The 26,276-nt window shown below is 37.6% G+C and carries 18 protein-coding genes, 1 tRNA gene and 1 pseudogene; 7 read left to right on the top strand and 13 right to left on the bottom strand.

Features of this window, described 5'->3' with window-relative positions:
* Positions 1-105: 105 nt before the first annotated feature.
* Positions 106-1,374, top strand: coding sequence for a multifunctional CCA addition/repair protein (locus B6A32_RS11270; RefSeq protein ID WP_085304042.1), 1,269 nt, complete (start codon positions 106-108; stop codon positions 1,372-1,374).
* Between the two features lie 121 nt (positions 1,375-1,495).
* Here the strand turns inward: B6A32_RS11270 and B6A32_RS11265 are convergent.
* Positions 1,496-4,062: pseudogene (locus B6A32_RS11265) on the bottom strand (TonB-dependent receptor plug domain-containing protein).
* A gap of 599 nt (positions 4,063-4,661) precedes the next feature.
* A complete protein-coding gene (fahA, locus tag B6A32_RS11260; RefSeq protein ID WP_085304040.1) occupies positions 4,662-5,984 on the bottom strand; it encodes a fumarylacetoacetase in 1,323 nt (440 codons plus the stop codon).
* Between the two features lie 343 nt (positions 5,985-6,327).
* On the opposite strand from fahA, the gene trhO reads away from it, so the two are divergent.
* Positions 6,328-7,302, top strand: coding sequence for an oxygen-dependent tRNA uridine(34) hydroxylase TrhO (trhO, locus tag B6A32_RS11250; RefSeq protein ID WP_085304036.1), 975 nt, complete (start codon positions 6,328-6,330; stop codon positions 7,300-7,302).
* Positions 7,303-7,464: 162 nt separating this feature from the next.
* On the opposite strand, the gene B6A32_RS11245 is transcribed toward trhO, so the two are convergent.
* The 7 genes from B6A32_RS11245 to B6A32_RS11215 all read right to left on the bottom strand — a co-directional run bounded on the left by B6A32_RS11245 (position 7,465) and on the right by B6A32_RS11215 (position 15,835).
* Positions 7,465-7,540 (bottom strand) — tRNA-Phe (locus B6A32_RS11245).
* Between the two features lie 563 nt (positions 7,541-8,103).
* Positions 8,104-9,399: an inorganic phosphate transporter gene (locus B6A32_RS11240; RefSeq protein WP_085304034.1), complete on the bottom strand. Its 1,296-nt coding sequence runs from the start codon at positions 9,397-9,399 to the stop codon at positions 8,104-8,106.
* A gap of 9 nt (positions 9,400-9,408) precedes the next feature.
* Positions 9,409-10,089 carry a TIGR00153 family protein gene (locus tag B6A32_RS11235; RefSeq protein ID WP_085304032.1) on the bottom strand — a complete coding sequence of 227 codons (681 nt, stop codon included), beginning with the start codon at positions 10,087-10,089 and terminating at the stop codon, positions 9,409-9,411.
* Between the two features lie 218 nt (positions 10,090-10,307).
* Positions 10,308-11,012, bottom strand: coding sequence for a phosphate signaling complex protein PhoU (gene phoU / locus B6A32_RS11230; RefSeq protein WP_085304030.1), 705 nt, complete (start codon positions 11,010-11,012; stop codon positions 10,308-10,310).
* Positions 11,013-11,083: 71 nt separating this feature from the next.
* A complete protein-coding gene (pstB, locus tag B6A32_RS11225; RefSeq protein WP_085304028.1) occupies positions 11,084-11,908 on the bottom strand; it encodes a phosphate ABC transporter ATP-binding protein PstB in 825 nt (274 codons plus the stop codon).
* Between the two features lie 93 nt (positions 11,909-12,001).
* Positions 12,002-13,639 (bottom strand): phosphate ABC transporter permease PstA, encoded by a 1,638-nt coding sequence (gene pstA / locus B6A32_RS11220; RefSeq protein ID WP_085304025.1) that lies wholly within the window; start codon positions 13,637-13,639, stop codon positions 12,002-12,004.
* Between the two features lie 15 nt (positions 13,640-13,654).
* On the bottom strand, positions 13,655-15,835 hold the full coding sequence (locus tag B6A32_RS11215) for an ABC transporter permease subunit (protein ID WP_085304325.1): 2,181 nt from the start codon (positions 15,833-15,835) through the stop codon (positions 13,655-13,657).
* Positions 15,836-16,126: 291 nt separating this feature from the next.
* Here B6A32_RS11215 and B6A32_RS11210 point away from each other — a divergent pair, with 291 nt between their 5' ends.
* Positions 16,127-16,549, top strand: coding sequence for a CBS domain-containing protein (locus B6A32_RS11210; RefSeq protein WP_158088479.1), 423 nt, complete (start codon positions 16,127-16,129; stop codon positions 16,547-16,549).
* Positions 16,550-16,609: 60 nt separating this feature from the next.
* On the opposite strand, the gene B6A32_RS11205 is transcribed toward B6A32_RS11210, so the two are convergent.
* Positions 16,610-18,202: a protein adenylyltransferase SelO gene (locus B6A32_RS11205; protein WP_233131394.1), complete on the bottom strand. Its 1,593-nt coding sequence runs from the start codon at positions 18,200-18,202 to the stop codon at positions 16,610-16,612.
* A 382-nt stretch (positions 18,203-18,584) separates the two neighbouring features.
* Between B6A32_RS11205 and B6A32_RS11200 the strand changes: the two genes are divergently transcribed.
* The 4 genes from B6A32_RS11200 to B6A32_RS11185 all read left to right on the top strand — a co-directional run bounded on the left by B6A32_RS11200 (position 18,585) and on the right by B6A32_RS11185 (position 22,693).
* Positions 18,585-19,874: a sensor domain-containing diguanylate cyclase gene (locus tag B6A32_RS11200; RefSeq protein ID WP_085304021.1), complete on the top strand. Its 1,290-nt coding sequence runs from the start codon at positions 18,585-18,587 to the stop codon at positions 19,872-19,874.
* Between the two features lie 126 nt (positions 19,875-20,000).
* Positions 20,001-21,680: an energy-dependent translational throttle protein EttA gene (ettA, locus tag B6A32_RS11195; protein ID WP_085304019.1), complete on the top strand. Its 1,680-nt coding sequence runs from the start codon at positions 20,001-20,003 to the stop codon at positions 21,678-21,680.
* Between the two features lie 117 nt (positions 21,681-21,797).
* Positions 21,798-22,157, top strand: a complete 360-nt coding sequence (locus tag B6A32_RS11190) for a PilZ domain-containing protein (protein WP_085304004.1) — start codon at positions 21,798-21,800, stop codon at positions 22,155-22,157.
* A 38-nt stretch (positions 22,158-22,195) separates the two neighbouring features.
* Positions 22,196-22,693, top strand: coding sequence for a glycine cleavage system protein R (locus B6A32_RS11185; protein ID WP_085304001.1), 498 nt, complete (start codon positions 22,196-22,198; stop codon positions 22,691-22,693).
* 128 nt (positions 22,694-22,821) lie between these two features.
* Here the strand turns inward: B6A32_RS11185 and B6A32_RS11180 are convergent, their stop codons facing one another.
* The 3 genes from B6A32_RS11180 to phoB form a co-directional block, all read right to left on the bottom strand.
* Positions 22,822-23,781: a PstS family phosphate ABC transporter substrate-binding protein gene (locus B6A32_RS11180; RefSeq protein ID WP_085303999.1), complete on the bottom strand. Its 960-nt coding sequence runs from the start codon at positions 23,779-23,781 to the stop codon at positions 22,822-22,824.
* A 312-nt stretch (positions 23,782-24,093) separates the two neighbouring features.
* Positions 24,094-25,389: a phosphate regulon sensor histidine kinase PhoR gene (phoR, locus tag B6A32_RS11175; RefSeq protein ID WP_085303997.1), complete on the bottom strand. Its 1,296-nt coding sequence runs from the start codon at positions 25,387-25,389 to the stop codon at positions 24,094-24,096.
* Positions 25,390-25,399: 10 nt separating this feature from the next.
* Complete coding sequence (gene phoB / locus B6A32_RS11170; protein WP_085303995.1) at positions 25,400-26,101, bottom strand: phosphate regulon transcriptional regulator PhoB; 702 nt, start codon at positions 26,099-26,101, stop codon at positions 25,400-25,402.
* Positions 26,102-26,276: the final 175 nt, after the last annotated feature.

Below are 26,276 nucleotides of genomic sequence, written 5' to 3'. Positions count from 1 at the left end.
GAACGCAGGCATATGTCAAAAATCAGCTGCATTTGTGTTAGAGTTTGTTGGTATAATAATCCCTTATTATTTACTTATTTATTTTCAGAGGTTTAAAGCGCTTACATGGCAGATATAACCCAACAACTTAATACGTTTTTAGTCGGAGGTGCAGTGCGTGACTCGCTGCTTAATCGTGCCGTTGTTGATAACGATTATGTCGTTGTCGGCTCAAGTGTTGATGAAATGCTTAAACTTGGCTTTATCCAAGTTGGTAAAGATTTCCCGGTATTTCTTCACCCCAAAAGTAAACAAGAATATGCGTTAGCGCGCACAGAGAAAAAAGCAGGCCAAGGCTATACTGGCTTTCACTGTAATGCCTCTTCTGATGTTACTCTTGAAGAAGATTTAATGCGCAGAGACTTAACCATTAACGCTATGGCAATGGCTACAGATGGTAAAATAGTTGATCCTTATCATGGCCAACTCGATCTAAAAAACCGCGTACTGCGTCATGTTTCATCAGCATTTATTGAAGATCCTTTGCGCGTTTTAAGGGTTGCGCGATTTGCGGCACGTTATCATCAATATGGCTTTACAGTCGCACCTGAAACACTTTCTTTGATGACACAACTGAGTGAAAGCGGCGAGTTATTGAGCTTATCGGGTGAGCGGATATGGCAAGAAATGGAGCGCAGCTTAGCTGATAATAATCCTGAAGTATTTTTTCAAGTGCTATATCAATGCCAAGCATTAAAGTCGCTCTGGCCTGATTTACATAACTTATGGGGCATTCCCAACCCTGCTAAATGGCACCCTGAAATTTGCTCTGGTTTGCACACCATGATGGTATTGAAACAAGCGGTACTATTATCAACAAAAACCACCGTAAGATTCGCCAGTGTTTGTCATGATTTAGGCAAGTCGTTAACTGAAGATGAAACACTACCGTCACATCCGGGTCATGAAACTGCTGGCCTACCACTAATTGAAGAATTCTGTACTCGTTTAAGAGTGCCAACAGCACACAAAAACTTAGCCTTAAAAGTTTGTCAGTTCCATTTGCATGTACATAAAGCGTTTGAATTAAAGCCTAGCACTACCTTAAAGCTATTTGATCAACTCGACGTTTGGCGAAAACCAACAGAGTTTGAAGACTTTTTATTGTGTTGCCAAGCCGACTTTACTGGCAGATTAGGGTTTGAAACACGCCAATATCTACAAAAAGACTATCTTTACCAAGCATTTGAAAAGTTAACGCTTATCACAGCGAAACCTTTTGTTGAGCAAGGTTTGAAAGGGCTACAAATAAAAGAAGCTATCTCGCAGCAGAGACTTAAGGTTTTAACACACTTTAAGGTTAACTATATACAGCAGAATAGTATTTCCGAATAAACCTTCAGCTAAGTCACCTTAAATCTAACACTCGATAGGCTCGTTGCTTAATTTAATAAAATGTTAGGCATAAAAAAACCATATCAATTGATATGGTTTTTTAGCTTTAACTTACTTTAGATTAAAAGTTATAAGTTGCTTTTACGTAGTAGAAACCGCCGTTGTAATCAAACGGGCCACTTTCGTAATATTGAGCACCAAGTACACCGTAAGATTCTTCAGGTAACTTTTGCGCTTCTTGGTCGAAAAGGTTATTTGCACCAGCAGATAATGTAATGCTGTCATTTAAGAAGTAACTTACTTCTGCATCAACAGTAATTGCTGAATCAGCAATTTCATTCCAACAGCCAATTGCACATGTATCATCAGCATGCGTTGCAAAGTACTCACCAAAGTAATTCACACGTACAAAGCTCGTTACACTATCCCAAGTTTGAGAAATAGTAAAAGTTGCACGGTGTCAGGCATACCTTCTTCTAAACGATGTACCTTACCTTCATCTGTTGTATTAGGGTTAAACTTATCAACAGTTGTTTCATTCCAGTTATAAGCTAATGATAACATGGTATCACCGTCTAATAACTCCATTGAGTAGTTTGCAACTATATCAACACCTTGAGTCGTTGTATCAAAGTCGTTCGCAAAGTATGTTACCGCAGAAATTAACTCTGGGTTAGCTACACCAAGCGCTTCAAGTTCAGCATAGTCTTCAGCTTCAACATCAATTTGGCTAGATTGAGCTAAACGGTCGGTTACTTCAATATTGTAGTAATCAAGTGTGAAGAAGAAATCACCCGTTTGATAAACCATACCACCAGCAAAGCTGCGTGATTCTTCAGGTGATAACTCTTTACCGCCATAAAATGCAGAAAGTGGGTTAGTTGGTGGTGCAAGGAATGTTTGAATTAGCTCACCCATCACTAGTGATGTTTGCGTATTCACAACATTTGCTTGTCCAACTGTAGGTGCTCTAAAGCCAGTGCTGTGAGAGGCACGGAATGAAAACTCATCGTTAAGCGTATATTGTGCAGTTAACTTGTAGTTAGTTGTATTACCAAACGTTGTGAAATCTTCATAACGTACTGCTGCGCCAAGTAAAAAGTCTTCCGATATTTGAGCTTCAACATCAACATATGCGGCAATATTGCGACGGTCGTTACGACCTTGAGTTTCAGGACCAAAGCCTTTGAAACCATGTGAACCAATGTTAAAGCCTTGGTCAGCATATACACCAGCTTCCCATGACGCTTTCTCGCCTGAAACAATTTCAAAGCTCTCTTCACGCCATTCAATACCAGTTGCAACATTGACTAGTTCTTCTAGGCCCATATCAAACCCTTTAACTAAATCAAAGTTAAAGGTTTTTTCCATTTGGATATAACTACCCGTTTCAAAATCAACTGGTGTTTCTAAACCAAGTGATGGGTTTAAGGTGTTTTGTAAATTAAATTTAGATTCGTTACGACCTACTGAACCGCTTAAATCAAAATACCAACCTTCAAGCATGCCACTGTTAATGTCACCTTTAGTACCAATCGTTAATGAAGTATCAGTAATGTTGCCACCAAATTGTGGTGTGTAACCACCTGGGAATATTTGGTTCATTGAGAAACAGTTAGGATCTGCAACCATTGCTTGATATTCAGGAGTATTAAGCACGTTACCTACATTTGCAGGAACTACAGCACAAGTTCTCGCTGCACCTTGTGATTGTGCGATATCACCAACAAGTAATGTTTCGCCGCCATCAATAGAGTATACATTGCCACGGTTATGTGGGTTACGGTAGTAGAAGCCACCTGTTACATCACGCTCAGAGTAGTTACCGAACATGTAAAATTCTTTATCATCGCCTAAGTCTAAGCCAACATTACCGAATAAAGTAATATCATCTTTAACTTCAGGGTTACCCCAAATTTGTGCTGGGTCTTGAATTGAAGTATTACCTGCATCAGCAATACCTTGTGCATCTGGACGTTGAACACTTCGGCTAGTTGCATCAGCATCTTTTAATTGAAAGCTTAAATTAACAAAGCCATCTTGAGTAAAAGGTAAGCCAATATTACCGTCGATAATAGTTTGATCACCATCACCTTCGTAATATGAACCATGCTTAACAGACATTGAACCGCCGTCTGAATCATCTTTCAGTACAAAGTTCATTACACCTGCAATAGCATCTGAGCCGTACTGTGCTGCAGCACCGTCACGCAATACTTCGACTTGCTTAAGTGCAACACTTGGGATAACTGAAATATCTGGACCTTGAGCACCATCATTAATACCACCACCTTGGAAAGCAATTACTGATGCACGGTGACGACGCTTACCATTTAAAAGTATTAAGCTTGAATCTGAAGGTAAACCACGTAAATTGACTGGGCGAATTAAAGATGCAGCATCACTAATAGGTTGAGCACGTGAGTTCAACGACGGTATAGCACCAACTAACATATCTAGCATGTCACTTGACGCATTTTTACCTAACTCATCACCACCAATAATATCAATTGGTACTGGAGACTCTGCGACTGAACGAGGAGCAGAACGTGAACCGATAACGGCGATACGTTCTACGCTTTCTTTTTTAGCGGCTTCTTCTGCAAAACCTGCGGCAAAGCTAGGAGCAGTTCCTAATGCTAAGCCAACAGCTAAAGCTAATGTACCGGTACGAAATGTTGTAGACATGTTATTTCCTTCCTAAATATATGAATATGTTTTTTCTAGTTACTATTTTTATAGTTATATTTTCTCCATTACATTAATTGCTGTACAACTATTTTATAAATACTAGTGCAACAATCTAAATGGCATGATTATTTATAAAATAGTTATAAGTGCTTTACAAGTAATGTTTTTAAGGGATTTTCAACAAGGAGTGGATTAATAGAATTGAAATGCAAATGTAAACTATAGTTATGCAAAAGATGAATAGTATATGTAATCAAACTGTAACCTGCATTTAGCCTTAGTTAGAGAAAAGTATTCAAACAAACAAAGTGCGAAAATATTCGTATTAAACCTATCTTTAACTGTATATTTAATCATCAAAAATAAAATAAAAAAAATGTAAAAAAAGTTGAACTTTTTTGTGAATAGTGATTTACCTTAACGTCAAGTGCAGTAAAGTATAGGTGTACAAAGTTAATATCTTGTTAATAGCATTTTAATACTGTACGAAAGTCATATTAGAAAACTGTATAAAAATTATATTTTGTGCATAAAAAAGCCCCAACATTGTGGAGCTTTTAGTAGATTAATCTTAGCTGCCAATCAGCAACAACTTTTTAATCGGCGGCTAAAATAGTCGCATTAACCTCACCAAAGCCAATACGAGCTGAACCTGATTTTTTACACCAACCTTTCATAATTATTGCATCACCATCTTCTAAAAAGGTACGTGTTTCGCCATTTGGTAAGGTAATAGGTTCTGAGCCTGCATTTGACAATTCAAGCATTGAACCCGCTTCTTCAGGATTCGGACCCGATTGAGTGCCACTACCAAACATATCGCCTGCACGAAGGTTACAACCGTTAACCGTATGGTGAGCAACCATTTGAGCCACTGTCCAGTATGAGTCTTTAAAGTTTGACTGCGACAACTGTACAGGTTTTTCGCCTGCCTTACGCATAGCTTGAGTTTCGATCAACACCTGTAAGTTTAAATCTAAAGAACCAAGGTCTCTATTTTGTTGAGACTCTAGGTAAGGCATAGGTTGTGGATCAGCTTCATCTCTTGTCCAGGCAGCACGAAAAGGTGCTAAGGCTTCAAAAGTAACAATCCACGGAGAAACAGTCGAGGCAAAGCTTTTTGATAAAAATGGCCCTAAAGGTTGGTATTCCCAACCTTGAATATCACGAGCAGACCAATCATTGAATAAGCACATACCAAAGACATGGTCTTCAGCATTTTCAATACTAATTGGCGCACCTAAGTCATTACCATTACCAATAAATATACCCACTTCCATTTCATAATCTAAACGTTTACATGGACCAAATGAAGGTTCGGTTGCTGTTGGTGCTTTTGTCTGTCCTTTAGGACGTTTAAAGTCACTCCCAGATACTTCAATTGAAGAAGAACGGCCATGATAGCCAATAGGAACCCATTTATAATTTGGCAGTAATGGGTTGTCTGGACGAAATTTTTTACCCACAGAAGTTGCATGATGAATTGACGTATAAAAATCGGTGTAATCACCAATTTGACAAGGTAAAGCATATTCAACATCTGTTTGCGCTACTAAACAAGAAGCTAACTTGGCTTCATGCGCAGCCCCTTGTGTTAACGAAAGTGATAAAGCTTGACGTAAAGCACTCCAAAAGCGCTTCCCCATCGACATAAAATCATTTAACTGTGCTGAACAACATTTTTCTAGCGCTAATTGAGCATCGCCTTCAAAAATATTAAGCTCATATAACGCTTTTAAATCTACAACCTGATCACCAATAGCAACACCAGCACGCAGCGCTTCTTCACTATGCTTTCGTTTAAAACTGGCAAAAGGTAGGTTTTGAATGGGAAAGTCACAATTTTCGACATTAGCAGACTTTACCCAACTACTTAAAGCTGGGTTATGCGTTTCATTCAGTAAATTAGTGTTAGACATGGGCTAAACAACTCCAGAAAATAGATAAAATACGTGTTTGCATTACACGTGATTGAATATGCAATGGGCAATATTATAACAAGCGATCTAATAAAGGCTATGCCAATAAAATTTACCTGAAAAACAACTGTCAACAATATGTTGCAGGGCCAAGTTTACAACCGCTATTTGCTTAATATAAATAAACTTCAAACTAAGTACTTTTAGCTCTGAGCGACATTTGTTAGAATGCCGGCGTTTTATCATAAGATGATAAACAAACACCGCCATATTATATGGTGGAATATCTTTCAATCTATAGCTCCTGACTTACTATCAGGCTCGCTCAATGGGTCAATAAAAAATGAATAACATTACTGTCTGTGCTTTATATAAATTTGTACGTTTAGAGAACTTCGAAGCAATTAAACCGCAATTACAAAAAATAATGGAAGATAACGCCGTAAAAGGCACATTACTTCTAGCGCTAGAAGGCATCAATGGCACTATAGCCGGCACACAAGCAGGTATAGATACAGTATTAGCCTTTATAAACAGCGATACACGTTTATCTGGCGTATCCACTAAATCTTCATTTCATCAAGAAAACCCTTTTCAACGTACAAAAGTTAAGTTGAAGAAAGAAATTGTCACCATGGGTGTTGAAGGCATTGACCCAACCCTAACTGTAGGTACCTATGTAAAACCTAAAGATTGGAATGCACTCATCTCTGATCCTGAAGTTTTATTAATAGACACCCGTAATGATTATGAAGTAGAAATTGGTACTTTTGAAAACGCGGTTAATCCAAACACCGAAACATTTAGAGAATTTCCAGATTATGTTGAGAAAAACCTAGATAAAAACAAGCACAAAAAAGTGGCGATGTTTTGTACTGGTGGCATTCGCTGCGAAAAATCTACCGCTTACTTGAAAGAGCAAGGGTTTGACGAAGTTTATCACTTGGAAGGTGGCGTTTTAAAATACCTCGAAGAAGTACCTGAGCAAGAAACCATGTGGCAAGGTGAGTGCTTTGTTTTTGACGCTAGAGTGGCTGTAAATCATAATTTAGAGCGTGGCAAATACGACCAATGTTTTGCTTGTCGTTACCCTATTACCGAAGAAGATAAAACCAGCGAACATTATATTCAAGGGGTAAGTTGTCATCGTTGTTTTGACAAGTACACTGATGAACAAAAAAGTAGTTTTCAAGAACGTGAAAAACAAATTAACCTTGCTAAAGCACGTGGTGAAGAACATATTGGCGGTGACATAAAACAAGTCATTGCTGAACGAAGAGCGACAAAGAGCGCTAATAAGCAGGCTCAGAAGAAATAACGATTCATCAAGATTAGTATCGCGTAGTAATCAAATATAATACCTGCTTAATAAGTGGGTATTTTTTTGTCTAAAAGTCTATCAATAAATTAGCATTCAATGAAATAGTAAAAAGCCTTAACATTTCACTGTTAAGGCTTTCATTTATTACTTGTAATAATATGGTGCCTTGACCCGGAATCGAACCAGGGACACGAGGATTTTCAATCCTCTGCTCTACCGACTGAGCTATCAAGGCACACTCTTCTCTGAAACAAACAAATAGGTTATAAGTTAATTTCGAAAGAGGCGACATAGTATCGAGATTTTAGCTCACTCGCAAGCCATTTTACTCGTTAAACTTAACTCGTGCTAATAATGTACTGAGAGCGTTGAAAAAACCAACAAAAAGCATATTACTCAGCACATTTTAGATATTTAAAAATAATCTTATCGCTATATTTATCTGCTAGATCTTCCCTATCTTGCTACTTTTAACATCTAATACCAATTGACTTAATGAATCGATCAATTCTAAACGAGGATAAACTTTCAGTAGCAAGGCGCTTGATTGATTCTTACATGGATGTAAGTCATTAGAGCAATGCAGGAGCATATTGTCGAGCAATAGCAGGCTATTGGGATTGAAGGCAACGTAGATACTGGATATTTAAACCGCTTTATAATGATCGATTGTTTATATCAATTGGTATAACAACTTTGCTAAGAATTAACCTTAAATAGCTTACATAAAAAAGCCAGCATCAATGCTGGCTTCATTAAAACCGTCAACTTATTACAGGACGGGAGCTAAAGGCTTTATTAACTAAATATTGCTTTCATTATCCAGAAGAAAATAATTGAAAGTCCAGCGCCTATAGGTAAAGTGATTACCCAAGAAATAACAATGTTACGCACTACGCCTAAGTTAATTGCAGCAATACCACGTGCCATCCCTACACCTAACACAGCACCAACTAAAGTTTGCGTTGTAGATATAGGCAGACCAGCACCTGAAGCAATTACAACAGTACATGCAGCAGCTAATTCAGCAGCAAAACCACGACTTGGTGTTAAATGTGTAATGCCTTTACCAATCGTGGCAATAACACGGTGTCCAAACAATGCTAAACCAGCAACAATACCAAAACCACCTAATGGCAATATCCACCATACAAGGCTAGCTTTTTTCGCAATTTCACCACCGTTATCAACAATACTTACAACAGCAGCTAACGGCCCAATAGCATTAGCAACGTCATTTGAACCATGCGCAAATGCCATACAACAAGCGGTAACAACCATTAATACAGCAAAAACTTTTTCTACATTAGCGTAATGAGTTGATTTATCGGCATTATCGTCAAATTTAACGCGTGTAACAAAATACTTACCAATAAGGGCAACTATAATAGCAACAATAATGGCAAGGTAATATCCACCAGCTCCGGCTACTTCAAAGTTGTAGAAACCAATATTAATATTGTCTAAGCCTATATGCTTTAGACCTTTTTTAATCGTCACTAACGACAGTACAAAACCCGCTAAAAACATATAAAAAGGTACGTAACGTTTAGCTTGTTCTAACGGCTTATCAGTATCAAATATTAACTTTTGAGCACTGTTAAAAATGATAAAAGCAATAACACCTGATATTAGTGGTGTAATAACCCAACTACCAACAATGCCACCTACTTTACCCCATGCTACTGTATCTGGGCTTATGCCGATAGCGGCAAAACCAATAATCGCACCAACAATAGAGTGAGTTGTTGAAACAGGCCAACCTAAAATAGAAGCCACTAATAACCAAGTTGCTGCAGCTAACAAGGCTGAAATCATACCAAAAACAAGCAATTCAGGTATATCTATAAACAATGCAGGATCAATGATCCCTTTACGTATAGTTGATGTAACTTCGCCACCTGCTAGGTATGCGCCAGCAAATTCAAAAACCATTGCGATAATTATCGCTTGTTTAATAGTTAATGCTTTTGAGCCAACTGATGTTCCCATTGCATTAGCAACATCGTTAGCACCTATGCCCCATGCCATAAAAAAACCTACGACAGCAGCGATCATGACTAGCGTAGAGCCATGTGATAATAAAATTTCCATGAGTTAGCCCTATTTTCTAGCTAAAAGAATTTCTAAACGTGCACCAACACGTTCGGCAAGATCAGCTAAGTCGCCAACCCAATCGATGATTTGATATAAAAACATTACGTCTACGCAATTTAAATCTTTTTCAATATTTAATAGATCTTTGCGTAGCTTAATTTGCATACCATCTGTTTCATCTTCTATTTCGTCAAGTTGGCTAATCATTTTCGTAACTAGTTCAACTTCACGACCACGAAATCCAGTTTCTAGTAGGTCATCTAGTTCATTAATTGCGTCTGCAGCTTTTTCAGCAGCGTCGATGCTACGTGCAACATAAGCAATGAACTGTTCTTGTAATTCAGTAGGAATGGTTAATTTGCGGCCAAAGATACGTCCTGCAATATCTTTTGCGCGATTAGCAATTTTGTCTTGTTGAGATAGTAACTCTAGTAAATCAGCACGATCAACGGGCATAAATAAACCACCCGGAAGTTCTAAACGAATTTGACGTTTTAATTCATCGGCATCACGTTCTAATTTAGAGATTTTAGTACGCATTTTACCTGCGGCACTCCAATCTTCTTCAGTAACAGCTGCGAAGAAAGGTACAAGTTGACTACAACATTTGTGTACTATACGGATGTGTTTTTCTAACGGTTTTATTGGCGATTTTGCAAATATGCCAATGATTGAATTTCTGGCCATAATTAATTTCCAGGAGCTTATGCTCTTTATTTTTATTCGCCGCGGATATTAAAGCATTTGAGAATTAATTCAAAGGCTTTATAGCAAGATAACGGCTGTTTATAGAATGATTAGTTATTATCAGTTCACTTAAAAGTATATACCTTATTAAACAAGTAAAAGTATATACCCTATTAAACTAATAACAGCTAATTTAGCTTAATACTAATACTATTTTTTTAAGATAATGATTCAAAGTCTTCGGCTGTCGTGTGACGAACAGACTTACCTTTAACAAAGTAAATAATGTATTCACAAATATTTTGACATCGGTCACCAATGCGCTCTAATGCTCGGGCCGACCATATAACGCTCATTATTTGTGGAATAGAGCGAGGATCTTCCATCATGTAGGTCATAAGTTGACGCATCAGTGCCTCGTACTCACGGTCAATTTTATCATCACTTTGATGCACTTTTACCGCCGCATCAAAATCCATACGTGTAAATGCGTCTAAGGTTGCTTGTAAAAAGGTTAAAACATGTCGACCTAAATTATCTAAATTTGACAATAAATCTTTATGCTTACCTGAAAAGCTTTCTAAAGTTACATTAGCAATTTTCCCCGCTTCGTCACCAATACGTTCGAGATCTGTAATGGTTTTTACAATGGCCATAACTAAACGTAGATCACCCGCTGCTGGCTGACGCTTTGCTATAATTCGTGTACATTCATCATCAATACTGACTTCTGCATTATTAATAAGGTAGTCATTACTTAATACTTTTTTTGCTAATTCTTCATCAGCGTCACACACTGAAGTTAATGCTTCGGCTAATTGCTTTTCAACTAACCCCCCCATGTGCATAACATGATTAATAATACGTTCTAAATCTTCGTTAAACTGGCCAGAAATATGGCGGCCAACATTTAATTTATCCACGGTAAAACCCTCTGCTTATCGCCTATTTAGCTAGACCAATTAAGTTAGTAAATTAAGTTAATAAATAAAAATTAACCATAACGGCCAGTAATATAATCTTCTGTTTTCTTCTTTGATGGCGTGGTGAATAAGGTATTAGTGTCACTATATTCTATTAAGTCACCCATATACATAAACGCCGTTTGATCAGATACACGTGCAGCTTGTTGCATGTTATGAGTAACAATAACCACGGTGAATTGTTTCTTTAAGTCATTAATCAACTCTTCAATGGTCAATGTTGAAATAGGATCCAAGGCTGAAGTTGGTTCATCTAGCAACAGTACTTCAGGTTTAATCGCTATCGCTCGTGCAATAACTAAACGCTGTTGTTGACCACCAGAAAGCCCTAAAGCGCTCTCATGTAACCTGTCTTTTACTTCATTCCATAATGCAGCACTGCGTAATGCGTTTTCAGCGGCTTCGTCTAATACTCGGCGATTGTTCTCGCCAGTAATACGAAGGCCATAAACTACATTTTCATAAATTGATTTAGGAAACGGGTTTGGGCGTTGAAACACCATGCCTACTTTACGACGTAATGCCGCTACATCAGTATGGCGATCATAAATGTTTTCACCATGAAGATTGATTTGGCCAGTAATTTTACAAATATCAACCAGATCATTCATGCGGTTAATACAGCGAAGTAATGTAGATTTACCGCAACCACTTGGCCCGATAAACGCCGTTACTTGGCCTTTAGGTATCGACATTGAAATATTTTGCAATGCTTGTTTGCTACCATAATATAAATCTAGATTCTTAATTTCTAACGCGACTTGCTCTGGCGAAAGATTATTAAGATCAAGTTTAACATTTTGATCTGATAAAGTTTTTGGCGTAACAGAAATCATAGTGTTCTCTTTAAATCTTATTCAATAGAGGGGCAAATGCCCGTATATTTTTAATTTTATAAATTTGCGTAAGTCGTTTATTTTCAGTCAGTATTAATGCTCTAACATACGATACTTTTCGCGCAAACGGTTACGAATAGAAACCGCTGTCATGTTTAAAGCAACAATAATTGTTACTAATAATAAAGCTGTGGCATATACCAAAGGTCTAGCCGCTTCAACGTTAGGGCTTTGGAAACCAACATCATAAATGTGGAAACCTAAGTGCATAAACTTACGATCTAAATGTAAAAACGGGAAGTTTCCATCAAGCGGTAAATTCGGCGCCATTTTTACTACACCCACTAACATAAGCGGTGCTACTTCACCCGCGGCACGAGCAATAGCTAAAATTATACCGGTCATAATGGCAGGGCTAGCAATTGGTAAAATAATACGCCATAAAGTTTCAGCTTTAGTTGCGCCTAATGCCAAGCTACCGTGGCGCATAGAAGAAGGAATTCGTGATAAACCTTCCTCTGTTGATACAATAACTACCGGCAAGGTTAAAATCGCTAAGGTAAGTGCTGACCACATAACCCCAGGCGTACCAAAAGTAGGGCTTGGCAGTGTTTCAGCATAAAACAATTGGTCTAAACTGCCCCCAACCATATAAACGAAAAAGCCTAAGCCAAATACACCATAAACAATTGAAGGTACGCCCGCCAAGTTAATCACGGCTATGCGCAAGAGCTTAGTTAAAGCATTATTACCTGCATATTCATGTAAATAAATGGCGGCAACTACCCCTAATGGCGACACAATAACTGTCATCAACAATACCATTAATACCGTACCAAATATTGCAGGAAACACCCCGCCCTCGGTATTTGCTTCGCGTGGGTCATCAACAATAAAGGCGGCGATTTGGCTGAAAAATAATTTCATTTTACCAAACACACTCAACTTATTATTAAACGTTATGTGTAAAACATCTTCGAAGTTAATCGTAACTTTTTGTCCGTCCATAGCACGAACCACAATTTGGTCGCGAGATACTTTCTCACGCAAAGCCATTAGCTGCTTTTCAAGTACTTGGTATTCAGCCTTTAAACTGGCAACTTCATCTTTAAACGCTTGTTCTAGTTCAGCGGTCAGTGTTTCATCAAGTCTATGCTTACGCTCTTTTAAACGTGTGCGTTCAATTTGGTAATTAATTGCGCCAATATCAGTCTTTTGTAAAGCTTCTATTTCTGTTTGAAAATCGCTTACACGCTCTACAAGCTCGGCCATTTTTTGCTGACCAACAACCTCGCCATCTAGAATAATGTCTTCGATATAACCATAGAAATTACCATTAGTTCTACGTTCAATAACCACCAATTCTTCAGGTAAAGAGGTTTTATTAATTTGCGGAACCAAAATCCAACGAAAATCTAAACTAACAAGCTCTCGGTTACCGGTTTTAATTAATAATCTCTCAATTGTTTCTGCCGATTCATCGATATCAAGATTTAAATGTACTAATTGAGCCGTTGGTATACTTTCTCTGTCGTAAATTTCACCTATAACCGTTAAAGGCTTACCTTGCTCATCAGTCATATCAAACTGATAAATATCTGCTGGCCAGAAATAACTTAGCCCGCGTGATGCAATTAACCATAATAAACCTAAAACCGATATCAGGCTGATGCTTACACCACCTGCTGACAACCACACCCAAGGCGAGCCAGACTTAAACCAATTATTCATACTATCTAGCCTTCCTTACATTGAGCTATATTTTTCACGCAAACGCTGACGTATAAACTCAGCAAGCGTGTTGAATACAAACGTAAATACAAATAAAACAAATGCTGCCAAGAATAGAATTCGATAATGCGAACTTCCTACTTCTGACTCCGGCATTTCAACAGCAATATTTGCTGCTAGCGTGCGCATACCTTGGAAAATACTCCAATCTAAAATTGGCGTATTACCTGTGGCCATTAATACAATCATGGTTTCACCTACAGCGCGCCCTAACCCCATCATTACCGCAGAAAATATACCTGGGCTTGCGGTAAGTAGTACCACTTTAATTAGGGTTTGCCATTGAGTAGCACCTAAGGCTAATGAGCCGCTAGTTAAGTGCTTAGGCACACTGAATATGGCATCTTCAGCCATAGAGAATATTGTTGGTATAACCGCAAACCCCATGGCAATACCTACCACTAGCGCATTACGTTGGTCAAAATCTATACCTAAATCATTAGTAATATATTGTCTAATATCACCACCAAACATATGTAACTCAAGCACTGGTGATAATGCGAACGCAGCATAAGCAGCTATAAGAATCGCAGGAATTAATATAATAGGTGCCCATGTTTCAGGAATGCGTGTTTTAGTTTCTCTCGGTAATTTATGCCATGTAAACGCGGTTATAAATACAGAGGCGGGAATAAATATTAATAATAAAATAATCGCCGGTAGATAAATCTCAATGATTGGCGCGAGCCAAAGTCCAGCTAAAAATCCTAATATTACAGTCGGTAGTGCTTCCATCATTTCAATGGTTGGCTTAACTTTTCTGCGCATACCTGGGGTCATAAAATATGCTGTGTAAATTGCGGCAGTTAGCGCAATTGGTACAGCAAATATCATTGCATATGTAGCCGCTTTAATCGTACCAAAAGAAATAGGAACTAAAGAGAATTTACCTTCAAAATCATCAGAGCCTGAAGTTGATTGCCAAATAAACTCGGGCTCAGGATAACCTTCATACCAAACTTCTTGCCATAGTGCTTGCCAAGTAACTTCTGGGTGCTCGTTTTCAACTGAAAAAATTGATAATTCATTGTCTGAAAACAGCACGACTCCGTCTGCGCGAGGTGCAATAGCAAAAGCTTGTGCATTACCTTCATGTAGTTTACCACGCCATAAGTCAGCTTCACTGGTGGTGTAAAACATGCCCATTTCACCTGACGGCGTTTCGGTATAAAAACTTTTACGATATTGCTCAGTATAAATAGCACTTACAGGTTCGTTTTCGCTAACATTAAAGCGACGAATTTCTTTAAATTCTCGCCCCTGATCTGTTGCCACTTCAAACCATTGACTTACTGAGCCATTATCATCGCCAAGTAAAATAGAACTACCACCTGATAATAAAGCCATTGAGGTAATATGATACGGTTGCGATTTATTTTGAGAAAGCTGTGGGATAATGGTGGCTTTTAATTCAGCCTCTTCATCGTCTAATGAAAATACCGCAACTTGATCACCTTGACGAACAAATACCATCGCTAAATCTGGCGATACTAAAATATCGTTTATTGCTTTAGCTGTATAATCGACTTCTTCATATTCGGTATCAAAGGCGGTGTCATAACTGAAATCGTCTTCTGCTAATAAGGTTGTTTTAAGTAAGCGTTTGTCTTCGGTAAAACCAACAAAAACTGCCTTTTCATCATCCATAGCAAACGAGAGCTTAGTAAAAGCAGCGCTTTGTTCGTCAAGAGGTAAAAAGTCTTCACCTAGTGGGTAACGAATACTTGGAACAATTACACGTTCGCCGCTATCAAAGTTCGCAAAAAAGTGTGGAACAACAAGCCTTACATTACCAGCACTATCAAGTAACAACTTCTTTTCTTGACCAACATTAACGAGTTGTTTGATATAAACACCGTCATCAGTTAGTTGCTCTGACAATATTTTATCGCCGGCTTTATGACCGCCGCCATCAACTAATTGGTAAAAATTAATAAAGCCCTGCTCAGTAATGCTATAAGCAACTTCTTTAAGCTCATCAACACCGGTTGCAAGTACTTTGCTTTGCTCAGTAATAACAAATTGTGCCGTAGGCTCAACTTTTGCAGATTCAAATATAGGTTTTATCACATAAAGTAAATACATGAATATTAAAACTAAAGTAAATAAAACACTGATACCGCCTAAGGTGATCATCCATTTTGCTAATGAATTTTTCACTTTGCGATAGTTTGCTGATTTAGAAGCAATGGCCACTTAAAAATACCTTTAACTATAATGATTTTTATAACTGAAGCGATTATAAAACACTAACATGACAGTTTTGTGACAAAGCGTTATTAGCGAAAAACTGGTACTTAAATAAACTAAAACAACAATTCTCTGATTATTAATAGCTTATGTTACGCTGATTATATAAAGTGAATATGACCCGCTATTTTTCGTTCGAAACAGATAATATTTTAATTAAACAGGTGAAGTATGAACGTGAGTCAAATAATGCGAAGAGATTTAATAACGCTTGATATGGATGACACGTTAGACGATGCAAAAAAGTTGTTTGAAACACATACCATGCATCATATTTTGATAAAAAATGAATCGACACTAGCTGGCGTAATTACCGACCGAGACTTATGGAAAAACCTTAGCCCAACGGTTGGTACCCGAAACGAAACGCCACAAGATAGTTTTTCGATGAATAAAAGAGTGCATTTAATCATGTCTCGAGAGCTTATCACTGCAACTGAAGAAACAAGTCTTACTGAAGCTGTATTGTTATTCCATGATCACAGGATATCGTGCTTGCCTATTACCAATGAAAAACAACAAGCTATTGGTATTGTTACTTGGCGCGATATTATTAAGCTTATTGCAATCCAATACCGTCAAAAGTTGAAGCAGGCTTAACTGCGCTAAATAATGCGCAGATTAAGCTTTCATACTAAAGGTAAAAAATTAAATAAAGGCTTACGAACTACAAGATAACATTGAGCAACCCGCTTTATTTTTTGCCCAATCCGGACGTTTTTCAGCAAATTGGTCATATTCTGGTTGTTCATCATATGGATTTTCCAAAACCTTTTGTAATTGCTTTAACAAGGTATAGTCTTGCTTTTCAGCTAATTCAATAGCTTGTTGTGCCAAGTAATTACGTAAAACATATTTAGGGTTTACTTCATTCATCGCTTTGCTAATATCAGAACGATGCTTATTACTGTTATCACGCAATTGGCTATAACGTTCAAGCCAATTAAATAAAACGCTTTTATAGTCAGCTGTTATTTCATTTTCATTATAAAAACATGTCTTCAAATGTGATAACCAAAATGATTTATCATCAGGTAAATCAGCTAAACGACGATAGAAAATGGTCATATCGGTTTCAATCATCATCAATAGATTTTCAAGGTCAATAAACAAACTGCGCTCTAGTGAACTCGCCCCTTCAGTAAATGCATCAACGGGTAGTTCGATACCAAGTTTAGCCGCCATCATAGTTTGCCATTGTTGTTGATAGTTTTTAGAGAAGTTATTTAGTGCTTTTTCTAAAGGCTCAACATCCTTAATCAAAGGGAATATGGCATTCGCTAACTGAAATAAATTCCATTGTGCTATTTCGGCCTGCACACCAAAGCGATACCGCTTACCATTTGCATCTGTCGTGTTAGGGGTCCAATTTAAGTCAAAATTGTCAATCCAACCATAAGGTCCATAATCAATCGTTTCACCAATGATCGACATATTATCGGTATTCATTACGCCGTGAACAAAACCAACACGCATCCAATCAACAACGAGCTTACATGTTCTGTTACACACTTCATTAAACCACGCTAAATAAACCTCAGTGCTTGGCGCACCCAAATGCGCAAAATCACGTTCGATAACATAATCAACCAATTGAGTGAGCAAACTTAAATCTTTTCTTGACGAAGGTAACTGGAAACTACCAAAACGAATAAATGATGACGAAACACGACAAACCACAGCGCCAGGCTCTGCCTTAGCGTGTCCGTCATAGAACATATCTCTAACTACGTTATCACCTGTAAGCGACAAGCTTAACGCTCGGGTTGTGGCAACACCTAAATGAAACATAGCTTCTGAACAAAGAAACTCTCGCACCGATGAACGTAAAACTGCAAAACCGTCAGCCGTACGGGAATATGGCGTAGGCCCAGCACCTTTAAGTTGCAAGGTTTTGTGACCGTTATTAGGGGTTATTATTTCAGCAAGGTTAATGGCTCGCCCGTCACCTAATTGCCCGGCCCAATGACCAAATTGATGTCCGCCATAACACATAGCGAACGGCTGCATATTTTCTAACAAACCATTGCCCGAAAATAACTGTAAAAATTCAGGTGAACTGACTTGCTCTTCAGTCAACCCTATTTGCTGTGCAACAAGTTCGCTGCTGGCAATTAATGTTGGCATTGCTGTTTTTTTAGGCGCAACAAAAGAATATGCTGACATAACTTGTCGCGGGTAATTCTCTGCAATTTCATCAGCAGTAAACGTGTTAGTGAATTTATTATCTAAGGTAAATTTAATAGCAGACAAAGCAATAAGTACTCTCTATTTAGCAAGATAGTTAGTATCAACCCAACACACATTGAATTCAACTATAAGCACAATATATTACACTTGAAAAATTAAGGTTTATTAATTTTAATTAAAGACAGTGTTGCTGGTAAGCTCAATTATAGTGTGACAATAAATTTTTACTTTAAACATGCTTTAATTAATGCGCTATACAATACTTATTAATAGGTATTTAAATTAACATTTGCAATTTTGTATAATAAAGTTGATATTAATTAACTGTCTGAAAACTTCAGGGGAAGTGTATTTTTCATGACGAGTCACTAATTGTTAACAACCTGTAAATTAAGTGTCGAAAGGAAATCGAGAAAGGTTAAAATAGCAATGGTGGAATATATTTATGTCAGATAAAAATAATAATACAAAGACGTTATCGCAACAAATTTCTGTAATGTCTAAAGTACTCGATAATATTGGTTCATACGTTTTTAGCAAAGATTTAACCGGTAAATATACTTATGCTAATGCTAACGTTGAAGTTTTATTTCAAAAGCCAGCTGAATATATTATCGGCAAAGATGATTCTCATTTCTTTGATTTAGATATACTTGACGATCTTATAGAAAGCGATCAGCAAGTGATGAATGAAAACATTACTTTAACAATCGAAGAAGACACTGTTATTAAATCAACAGGGAAAATTCATACCTATAGAACTGTTAAAAGCCCGCTATACAATGATAACCATGAAGTTATAGGCCTTTCAGGAATATCCACAGATATAACAGAACAAAAAGCACTCGAAGCAGATAATCAAAATAAAAAACACTTGCTTGACGTTGTGTTAAATAATGTTGATGCCTACATATATATGAAAGATGCTAATCGTCGCTATAGGTATGTCAACAGTCGTGTAGCTGATCTTATCGGCCTGCCCGCTGAAGATATTATTGGAAAATTCGATCATGACGTTGTTCCTCCGAAGTATGCAGCAGATTTTTGGAAAAGTGATAAAGCTGTTTTTGAGAAAAACCAAAAAGTAGTAATGAATGAAAAATTAAAAGGGCCAGACAATAAAATTCATCATTACCTGAGCACAAAAGTACCTTTTCAGTTAAAAGGTGATCTGCAAACCATGATAGCTTTTTCTACTGATGTAACTGAGCTATACCAACTAAAAGAAAAATTTGAACAACTCGCCAATACAGACGAATTAACCGGTATTTATAATCGCCGATATTTCTTTGAAAATGCTAATAGAGAATTTAAAAGAGCTAGAAGGTATCAGCAACCATTAGCCGTTATTTCTTTAGATGTTGATCATTTCAAATCAGTAAATGATCATTATGGTCACCCTATTGGCGATCTGGTGTTAATAAAAATTGCTCAGTTAATTTCTCCAACCATAAGAGCCGAAGATATTTTTGCTCGCATCGGTGGAGAAGAGTTTTCAATAATGCTCCCCAATATTTCCACAACAGATAGCTTACATGCAGCAGAAAGACTGCGTGAGTTATTAGATAATAATATAATTAGGGTGAATAGCCTCGAGTTACCGATTAAGATTAGCTTAGGAGTATCTGTGTTAAAGGCAACCGATAACGACTTCCAAGCTCTTTACTCACGCTCTGACATGGCGTTATATAAAGCAAAGTCGCATGGTCGTAATCATGTATATTTAATGGATTAAAGCTCTTTCATTAATATCAAGAAAGTATAAATTTCGCTGAAAATCAACCATAAAACCTCATTGCCAACAAGGTAGCTATTAACCTAGAATAGCTACCATACTAATCCTGCTTCAAAAAGGTTTTCCATGGCACAACCATTACCAGATAAATTCATCATGTCGATGAACCGCGTTTCTAAAGTCGTTCCACCTAAGCGCACTATATTAAAAGACATTTCGCTTTCATTTTTCCCTGGGGCAAAAATTGGTGTACTTGGCCTCAATGGCTCTGGTAAATCAACGTTACTGCGAATTATGGCAGGCCTTGATACCGAATTTGAAGGTGAAGCAAAAGCGCTTGCAGGTACTAATATTGGCTACTTGCCTCAAGAACCAGTATTAGATGAAACAAAAACCGTTCGTGAAATTGTAGAAGAAGCAGTTTCTGAAGTTAAAAGTGCTATGGCACGTTTAGACCAAGTTTACGCTGAGTACGCTGAACCTGAAGCCGACTTTGATGCCTTAGCCAAAGAACAAGGCCAGTTAGAAGATATTATTAACAGCCACGACGGGCATAATATTGACAACGTGCTTGAACGTGCCGCTGACGCTTTACGTTTACCTGACTGGGAACAAAAAATTGCTGTATTAAGTGGTGGTGAACGTCGCCGTGTTGCGCTTTGTCGTTTGTTATTACAAAAACCTGACATGCTACTACTTGATGAGCCAACCAACCATTTAGATGCAGAATCTGTTGCATGGTTAGAGCGATTTTTACATGACTACCCAGGCACTGTTGTAGCAATTACCCATGATAGATATTTCTTAGACAATGTAGCAGGCTGGATTTTAGAACTTGACAGAGGCCACGGCATTCCTTACGAAGGCAATTACTCTTCATGGTTAGAGCAAAAAAATGCTCGTCTTGAACAAGAAAGCAAAAGTGAAAGTGCATTACAAAAAACCATAAAGCAAGAACTTGAATGGGTTCGCTCAAACCCTAAAGCTCGTCAATCAAAAAGCAAAGCACGTATGGCGCGTTTTGAAGAGCTTAATAGCCAAGATCATCAAAAACGTAATGAAACAAACGAATTATATATTCCATCAGGCCCACGTTTAGGCGATAAAGTGGTAGACGTTAATAACGTCACTAAGTCTTTTGGCGATAGAGTACTAATTGATGATTTAAGCTTTAGCGTACCTAAAGGTGCTATCGTCGGTATTATTGGGCCAAACGGCGCAGGTAAATCAACTTTATTCAAAATAATGTCAGGTGCAGAGCAACCAGACTCTGGTAACGTAGAGCTTGGTGATACGGTAAAACTTGCCAGCGTTGATCAGTTCCGTGATGACATGGACAACAGCAAAACTGTTTATCAAGAAATATCTCAAGGCCATGAAATTTTGCACATTGGTACATTCGAAATACCTAGTCGTGCTTACGTAAGCCGTTTTAATTTTAAAGGCAATGATCAGCAAAAAATTATTGGTGATTTATCTGGCGGTGAACGTAACCGGGTACATTTAGCTAAATTAGTGCAAACAGGTGGCAATGTATTATTACTCGATGAACCAACCAATGACTTAGATGTTGAAACCTTACGTGCACTCGAAGAGGCACTCTTAGAGTTTCCAGGCTGTGCTATGGTTATTTCTCATGATCGCTGGTTCCTTGACCGTATCGCCACACATATACTCGACTACCGTGATGAAGGCCAAATCAACTTCTATGAAGGTAACTATACTGAATACGAAGAATGGATGAAGAAAACCTATGGCGCCGAGGCGACTCAACCACACCGTATAAAGTATAAAAAAATTGGTTAACTAATATATAACCACCTAGTTAACAATAAGATAAAGGCAGCTTAATGTATTAATTAAGGTGCCTTTTTGCTAAAAGCGAGCTATGCTGAAGAAACTACTTTGCTATAAATATTACTCATGAAGAATAGACGTCAGTTTACCCGAATACTTTTTTCAATACAGGCTGAACTAGCTATTGACGAACACTGTTTAGGTGTGAATATCATAGATCTATCTTTAAACGGCGCGTTACTTTGTGCAGACACTCAGGAAGCGATATTTTCAAATAAAATGGGGTTACTCTCATTTAGATTAAATCAAGCAGATGAAAAAATCATAATGAATGTTGTTGTGGTGCATCAAGAAAAAAAAGATATTCGCGTGCAGTGCAGCGGTATTGATATCGATAGTGTCAGCTCATTACGTCGATTAATTGAACTCAATCTCGCTGACGAAGAACAATTCAATAAAGAGCTTTCAAGACTTAGCCGAACTTAATTACCTTTAACTCTTAATACATTTTCAAAGGACTTATCATGAACCATCTTATAATCTCATTTATGACCGCTGATCGCCCCGGTATAGTTAAAGTTTTATCTGATTTAATTTCTGAACATAGCGCTAACTGGGAAAAATCAAGTTTACATCAAATATCGGGCGTTTTCGCTGGTGTTGTGGAAATTGCAGTACCCGTTGAAAATTCTACAGATTTAGCGGATAAACTGGCTGAGCTACCTGGCTTTAAAATGCAAATTGAACATGTTCAACAGCAAGATTCAGCTTCTGAAAGCATTTTTGTTCTAGAATTAACAGCAAATGATAGATCAGGCATAGTGCAAGAGATTTCATCAATTATCCATCATCACGGTGGTAACTTACTAAAATTAGTCAGTACACAAGAAATTGCACCACATGCCGGTCATGAATTATTTAAAGCAAAAATTACAGTTTCAGCAGCAAAAAGTACAATAGATACCATGACTGATGCGCTTGAAAATTTAGCTGATGACCTGATGGTAGATATTTCTCGCTAAGAATAAACGCTTTAATGGGTTAATATTCATTTAGCTGGTTAGCTTCAAACAAAAATCAAAATAAGAAAGTCCGCAATCATTACTGATTACGGACTTTTTGTTTTTATTTTTGAGTATAACGTTAGTTGTTATAAACCTAACTTTTTAAACTCTTTTTCTACTACTGAAGCTGGTAGTGGAATATAACCGTCTTTTTCAACGATGGTTTGTCCTGATTTTGACAGTACCATTTTCAAAAACTCTGCTTCCATTGGCGCTAAAGGCTTATTCGGGTGCTTGTTAACATAAACATATAAGAAGCGTGAAAGCGGGTATGTTTTAGAAACAGCATTTTCCATGTTAGCTTCGATAAATTTACCGCCTTTTTTCGATAAAGGTAAAGCTCTAACACCTGAAGTTTTATAACCAATACCAGAGTAACCAATACCGTTTAATGAAGCAGATACTGATTGCACAACAGAAGCAGAACCTGGTTGCTCATTCACACTATTTTTAAAATCACCTTTACATAAGGCTTTCTTTTTAAAGTAACCATATGTGCCCGATACTGAGTTACGACCGTATAATTGAACGTCTTTACCTGTCCAATCACCGGTTAAACCTAGGTCGCCCCAACGATCTACATCTTTTTCTGCACCACACTTACGATTACTTGAAAAAATAGCGTCTACTTGATCAATACGTAGACCTTTAATTGGGTTATCTTTGTGAACAAAAACAGCTAAGGCGTCAATGGCAACACGAACTGCCGTAGGCTTGTAGCCGTAACGCTTCTCAAAGGCTTCAATTTCACGCGACTTCATCTTACGGCTCATAGGTCCAAGGTTAGAAGTTGCTTCAGTTAACGCTGGAGGAGCTGTAGAAGAACCTGCTGCTTGAATTTGCACGTTTACATTAGGGTAAGTGCGCTTAAACTCTTCAGCCCAAAATGTCATCATATTTGCTAATGTATCAGAACCAACAGACGATACATTGCCTGAAACACCACTTACTTTTTTATAAACTGGTAAATCGCTATCAACTGCAAATGCAGAAAAATTGATAAGGGTAGATAAACCAATAACGCCTAAGGTACGTTTTAAACTCATGTTACTCTCCGATGAGATATATAATTAAATTGAGTACACTATAGAAAGTGAATATGACAATAATAAGTAAAGTTTGTGACACTTGTATGACAAGCATTAAAAAATTTTTCTATTACTTTTTTATCATAAAAGGCCAATTTATTTTTGATGGCTAGCGCTAAGTTTAAGCGAATTTAAGAGAAGTTAAGTGAAGTTAAGTGCTAACAATGAAAAGCATTATGTTTACACTGTTAAGAGGGAATTTAAAGTAGGAGTACAATTGAACAGAAAAATGCAGTTAACTTAAACCTTTTAAAAGAAGAATGACTTAAGTTAACTCGTTGAAGTCGGTTTAAAGTGAATAATAAATTCACTGCCTTGTTGCCAGTCACTTTCGATAGAAAGCTCACCATTGTGGTGATTAAGCACATGCTTAACTATTGCTAAGCCTAACCCTGAACCACCAGTATCTCTTGAGCGAGACTTGTCAATTCTGAAAAAACGTTCAGTTAATCGGTTAACATGCTCTGGTTTAATACCAGGACCATTATCTTTAACACTAAAGCGAATTTTATTCCCGTCAATTCGCAATGTCACATCAATAGTGCCATTTTCATGGGTATAGGCTATTGCGTTGGATAATAAATTTAGGCAGGCACTTTTTAATTCGTGCTCATTCCCTTTAATACTAATATCAGGCGCTATATTACAATGTATAACATGCTTTTTATCCTGATTTAACCATTGTGCGTCTTCTACTACTGTCAAAGTTAAACGTGATAAATCAACTTGTTGATGGTTGTCTGAATCAAGGTTATTTTCAACCTTGGCTAATACTAGTAACTGCTCAACTAGCCTGTCCATTCGCGATACTTGGGTTTCGATGGTAGAAAAAGCTTTTTGCCAGTGAGGCGCTAATGCTGTTTCACTCGCTTGCACCATTTCAACATACCCCCGCACTACCGTTAACGGGGTTTTTAATTCATGAGAGACATTTGCGACAAAGTCTCTACGCATTTCTTCAAGTCGTTGAATTTTACTGATATCACGCGCTAAAAGTAAAATTTGATCACTACCATAAGCCATCATGCGCAGCTCAAGCTGTAGTTCGCTATTTATTGGAGAAATAATCAAACAAGGACTCTCGAAGTCGCCACTTACTAAATATTTAGAAAATTCAGGAAACCGAATCAAGTTGTCAATACGCTGCCCTACATCGCTAGGCCAACGAACACCTATAAGTTGTGAGGCTTTTTTATTTCCCCACAAAATATTAAGCTCATTTGACAGCACTAAAGCACCATCAGGTAAAGCTTCTGCACCATCTCTAAATTTACGAAGTCGCTCATTTAATTGCTTTTGTTTCAAGCGCTGCTTACGAATGCGACGATACATGCCGTCATATATTCGCCCCCAAATACCATTTGCTTGAGGCGGAGAAATTGATTTACCTTGCCATAACCATTGTATTAATTTAAATAAGTGATTGTAATGCCATGCAAGTAAAGCTATGGCTACTATGCTAACAACAAGAAACGTTTGTCCAAGCATGTAGCCCAGAACAGCACTAGCAATTAGCCCACTAATAACTCGTGTTAGGAGTACCGAGGCTGAAATACGAAAATACATATATTAGCGACTAACCTGAGGTTTTAATTTTGCCCGAAAAACGGTAGCCCGAACCTCGAACAGTTTGAATAAATTCTTCATGGCCATCACCAGCAATAGCTTTGCGTAGACGACGAATATGCACATCAACCGTTCTGTCTTCAACATAAACATTGGTTCCCCAAACATTATCTAAGAGTTGTTCTCGGCTATACACACGCTCGGTGTGCGTAAGAAAAAAATGTAACAAGCGAAATTCCGTTGGTCCAAGTTCAAGCGCTTTATCGTTAATAGAAACACGATGTGCAACTGGATCTAAGTTTATACCATGAAAGTCGATTGACTCCTCCAATGCGGTTGGAGCCACCCGTCGAATAACAGCTTTAATTCGAGCAATTAATTCTTTAGGGGAAAAAGGCTTAGTTACATAATCATCAACACCCGCGTCAAAGCCTTTTACTTTATCGTCTTCATCAGCGCGTGCGGTTAACATAATAATAGGAATAGAACGCGTGTATTCGTTTTGCTTTAATGATTTGGCTAACTTTACGCCTGTACCACCGGGTAACATCCAATCAAGTAAAATTAAATCTGGGTATGGTTCTTTAATTTTAGCTTGCGCTTGTTCTATAGTTTCAGCTTCTATGGCATTAAAACCATTTTGCTCTAAAACAAACGTTATCATTTCTCTAATTGCTGCTTCGTCTTCAACAACTAATATCTGTCTATTCATGTATCCGTCCTAATAGCTTAATCGTATAGTGAACATTGTGATAAAAAAATATGACAGTTTCATGACAACGGCAAAATTATAACTAAAATTGCATTAGTTTATATAATAAATTAAACAACATCATGATCAAGAATACAAAACAAATAGGCAAGAAAAAAGCCGCAAAATGCGGCTT

The organism is Colwellia polaris (assembly GCF_002104515.1).
Taxonomy (GTDB): Bacteria; Pseudomonadota; Gammaproteobacteria; order Enterobacterales; family Alteromonadaceae; genus Cognaticolwellia; species Cognaticolwellia polaris.
Note: the sequence above shows the minus strand (reverse complement) of the source record. Positions and strands in the feature narration are given on the sequence as shown.

What these genes read in the sequence shown, in the direction of transcription:
- B6A32_RS11270 (WP_085304042.1), top strand. Translation starts at nt 106, where the DNA reads ATGGCAGATATAACCCAACAACTTAATACGTTTTTAGTCGGAGGTGCA.
- fahA (WP_085304040.1), bottom strand. Translation starts at nt 5,984, where the DNA reads ATGTCTAACACTAATTTACTGAATGAAACGCATAACCCAGCTTTAAGT.
- trhO (WP_085304036.1), top strand. Translation starts at nt 6,328, where the DNA reads ATGAATAACATTACTGTCTGTGCTTTATATAAATTTGTACGTTTAGAG.
- B6A32_RS11240 (WP_085304034.1), bottom strand. Translation starts at nt 9,399, where the DNA reads ATGGAAATTTTATTATCACATGGCTCTACGCTAGTCATGATCGCTGCT.
- B6A32_RS11235 (WP_085304032.1), bottom strand. Translation starts at nt 10,089, where the DNA reads ATGGCCAGAAATTCAATCATTGGCATATTTGCAAAATCGCCAATAAAA.
- pstB (WP_085304028.1), bottom strand. Translation starts at nt 11,908, where the DNA reads ATGATTTCTGTTACGCCAAAAACTTTATCAGATCAAAATGTTAAACTT.
- pstA (WP_085304025.1), bottom strand. Translation starts at nt 13,639, where the DNA reads ATGAATAATTGGTTTAAGTCTGGCTCGCCTTGGGTGTGGTTGTCAGCA.
- B6A32_RS11215 (WP_085304325.1), bottom strand. Translation starts at nt 15,835, where the DNA reads ATGATCACCTTAGGCGGTATCAGTGTTTTATTTACTTTAGTTTTAATA.
- B6A32_RS11200 (WP_085304021.1), top strand. Translation starts at nt 18,585, where the DNA reads ATGTCAGATAAAAATAATAATACAAAGACGTTATCGCAACAAATTTCT.
- ettA (WP_085304019.1), top strand. Translation starts at nt 20,001, where the DNA reads ATGGCACAACCATTACCAGATAAATTCATCATGTCGATGAACCGCGTT.
- B6A32_RS11190 (WP_085304004.1), top strand. Translation starts at nt 21,798, where the DNA reads ATGAAGAATAGACGTCAGTTTACCCGAATACTTTTTTCAATACAGGCT.
- B6A32_RS11185 (WP_085304001.1), top strand. Translation starts at nt 22,196, where the DNA reads ATGAACCATCTTATAATCTCATTTATGACCGCTGATCGCCCCGGTATA.
- B6A32_RS11180 (WP_085303999.1), bottom strand. Translation starts at nt 23,781, where the DNA reads ATGAGTTTAAAACGTACCTTAGGCGTTATTGGTTTATCTACCCTTATC.
- phoR (WP_085303997.1), bottom strand. Translation starts at nt 25,389, where the DNA reads ATGTATTTTCGTATTTCAGCCTCGGTACTCCTAACACGAGTTATTAGT.
- phoB (WP_085303995.1), bottom strand. Translation starts at nt 26,101, where the DNA reads ATGAATAGACAGATATTAGTTGTTGAAGACGAAGCAGCAATTAGAGAA.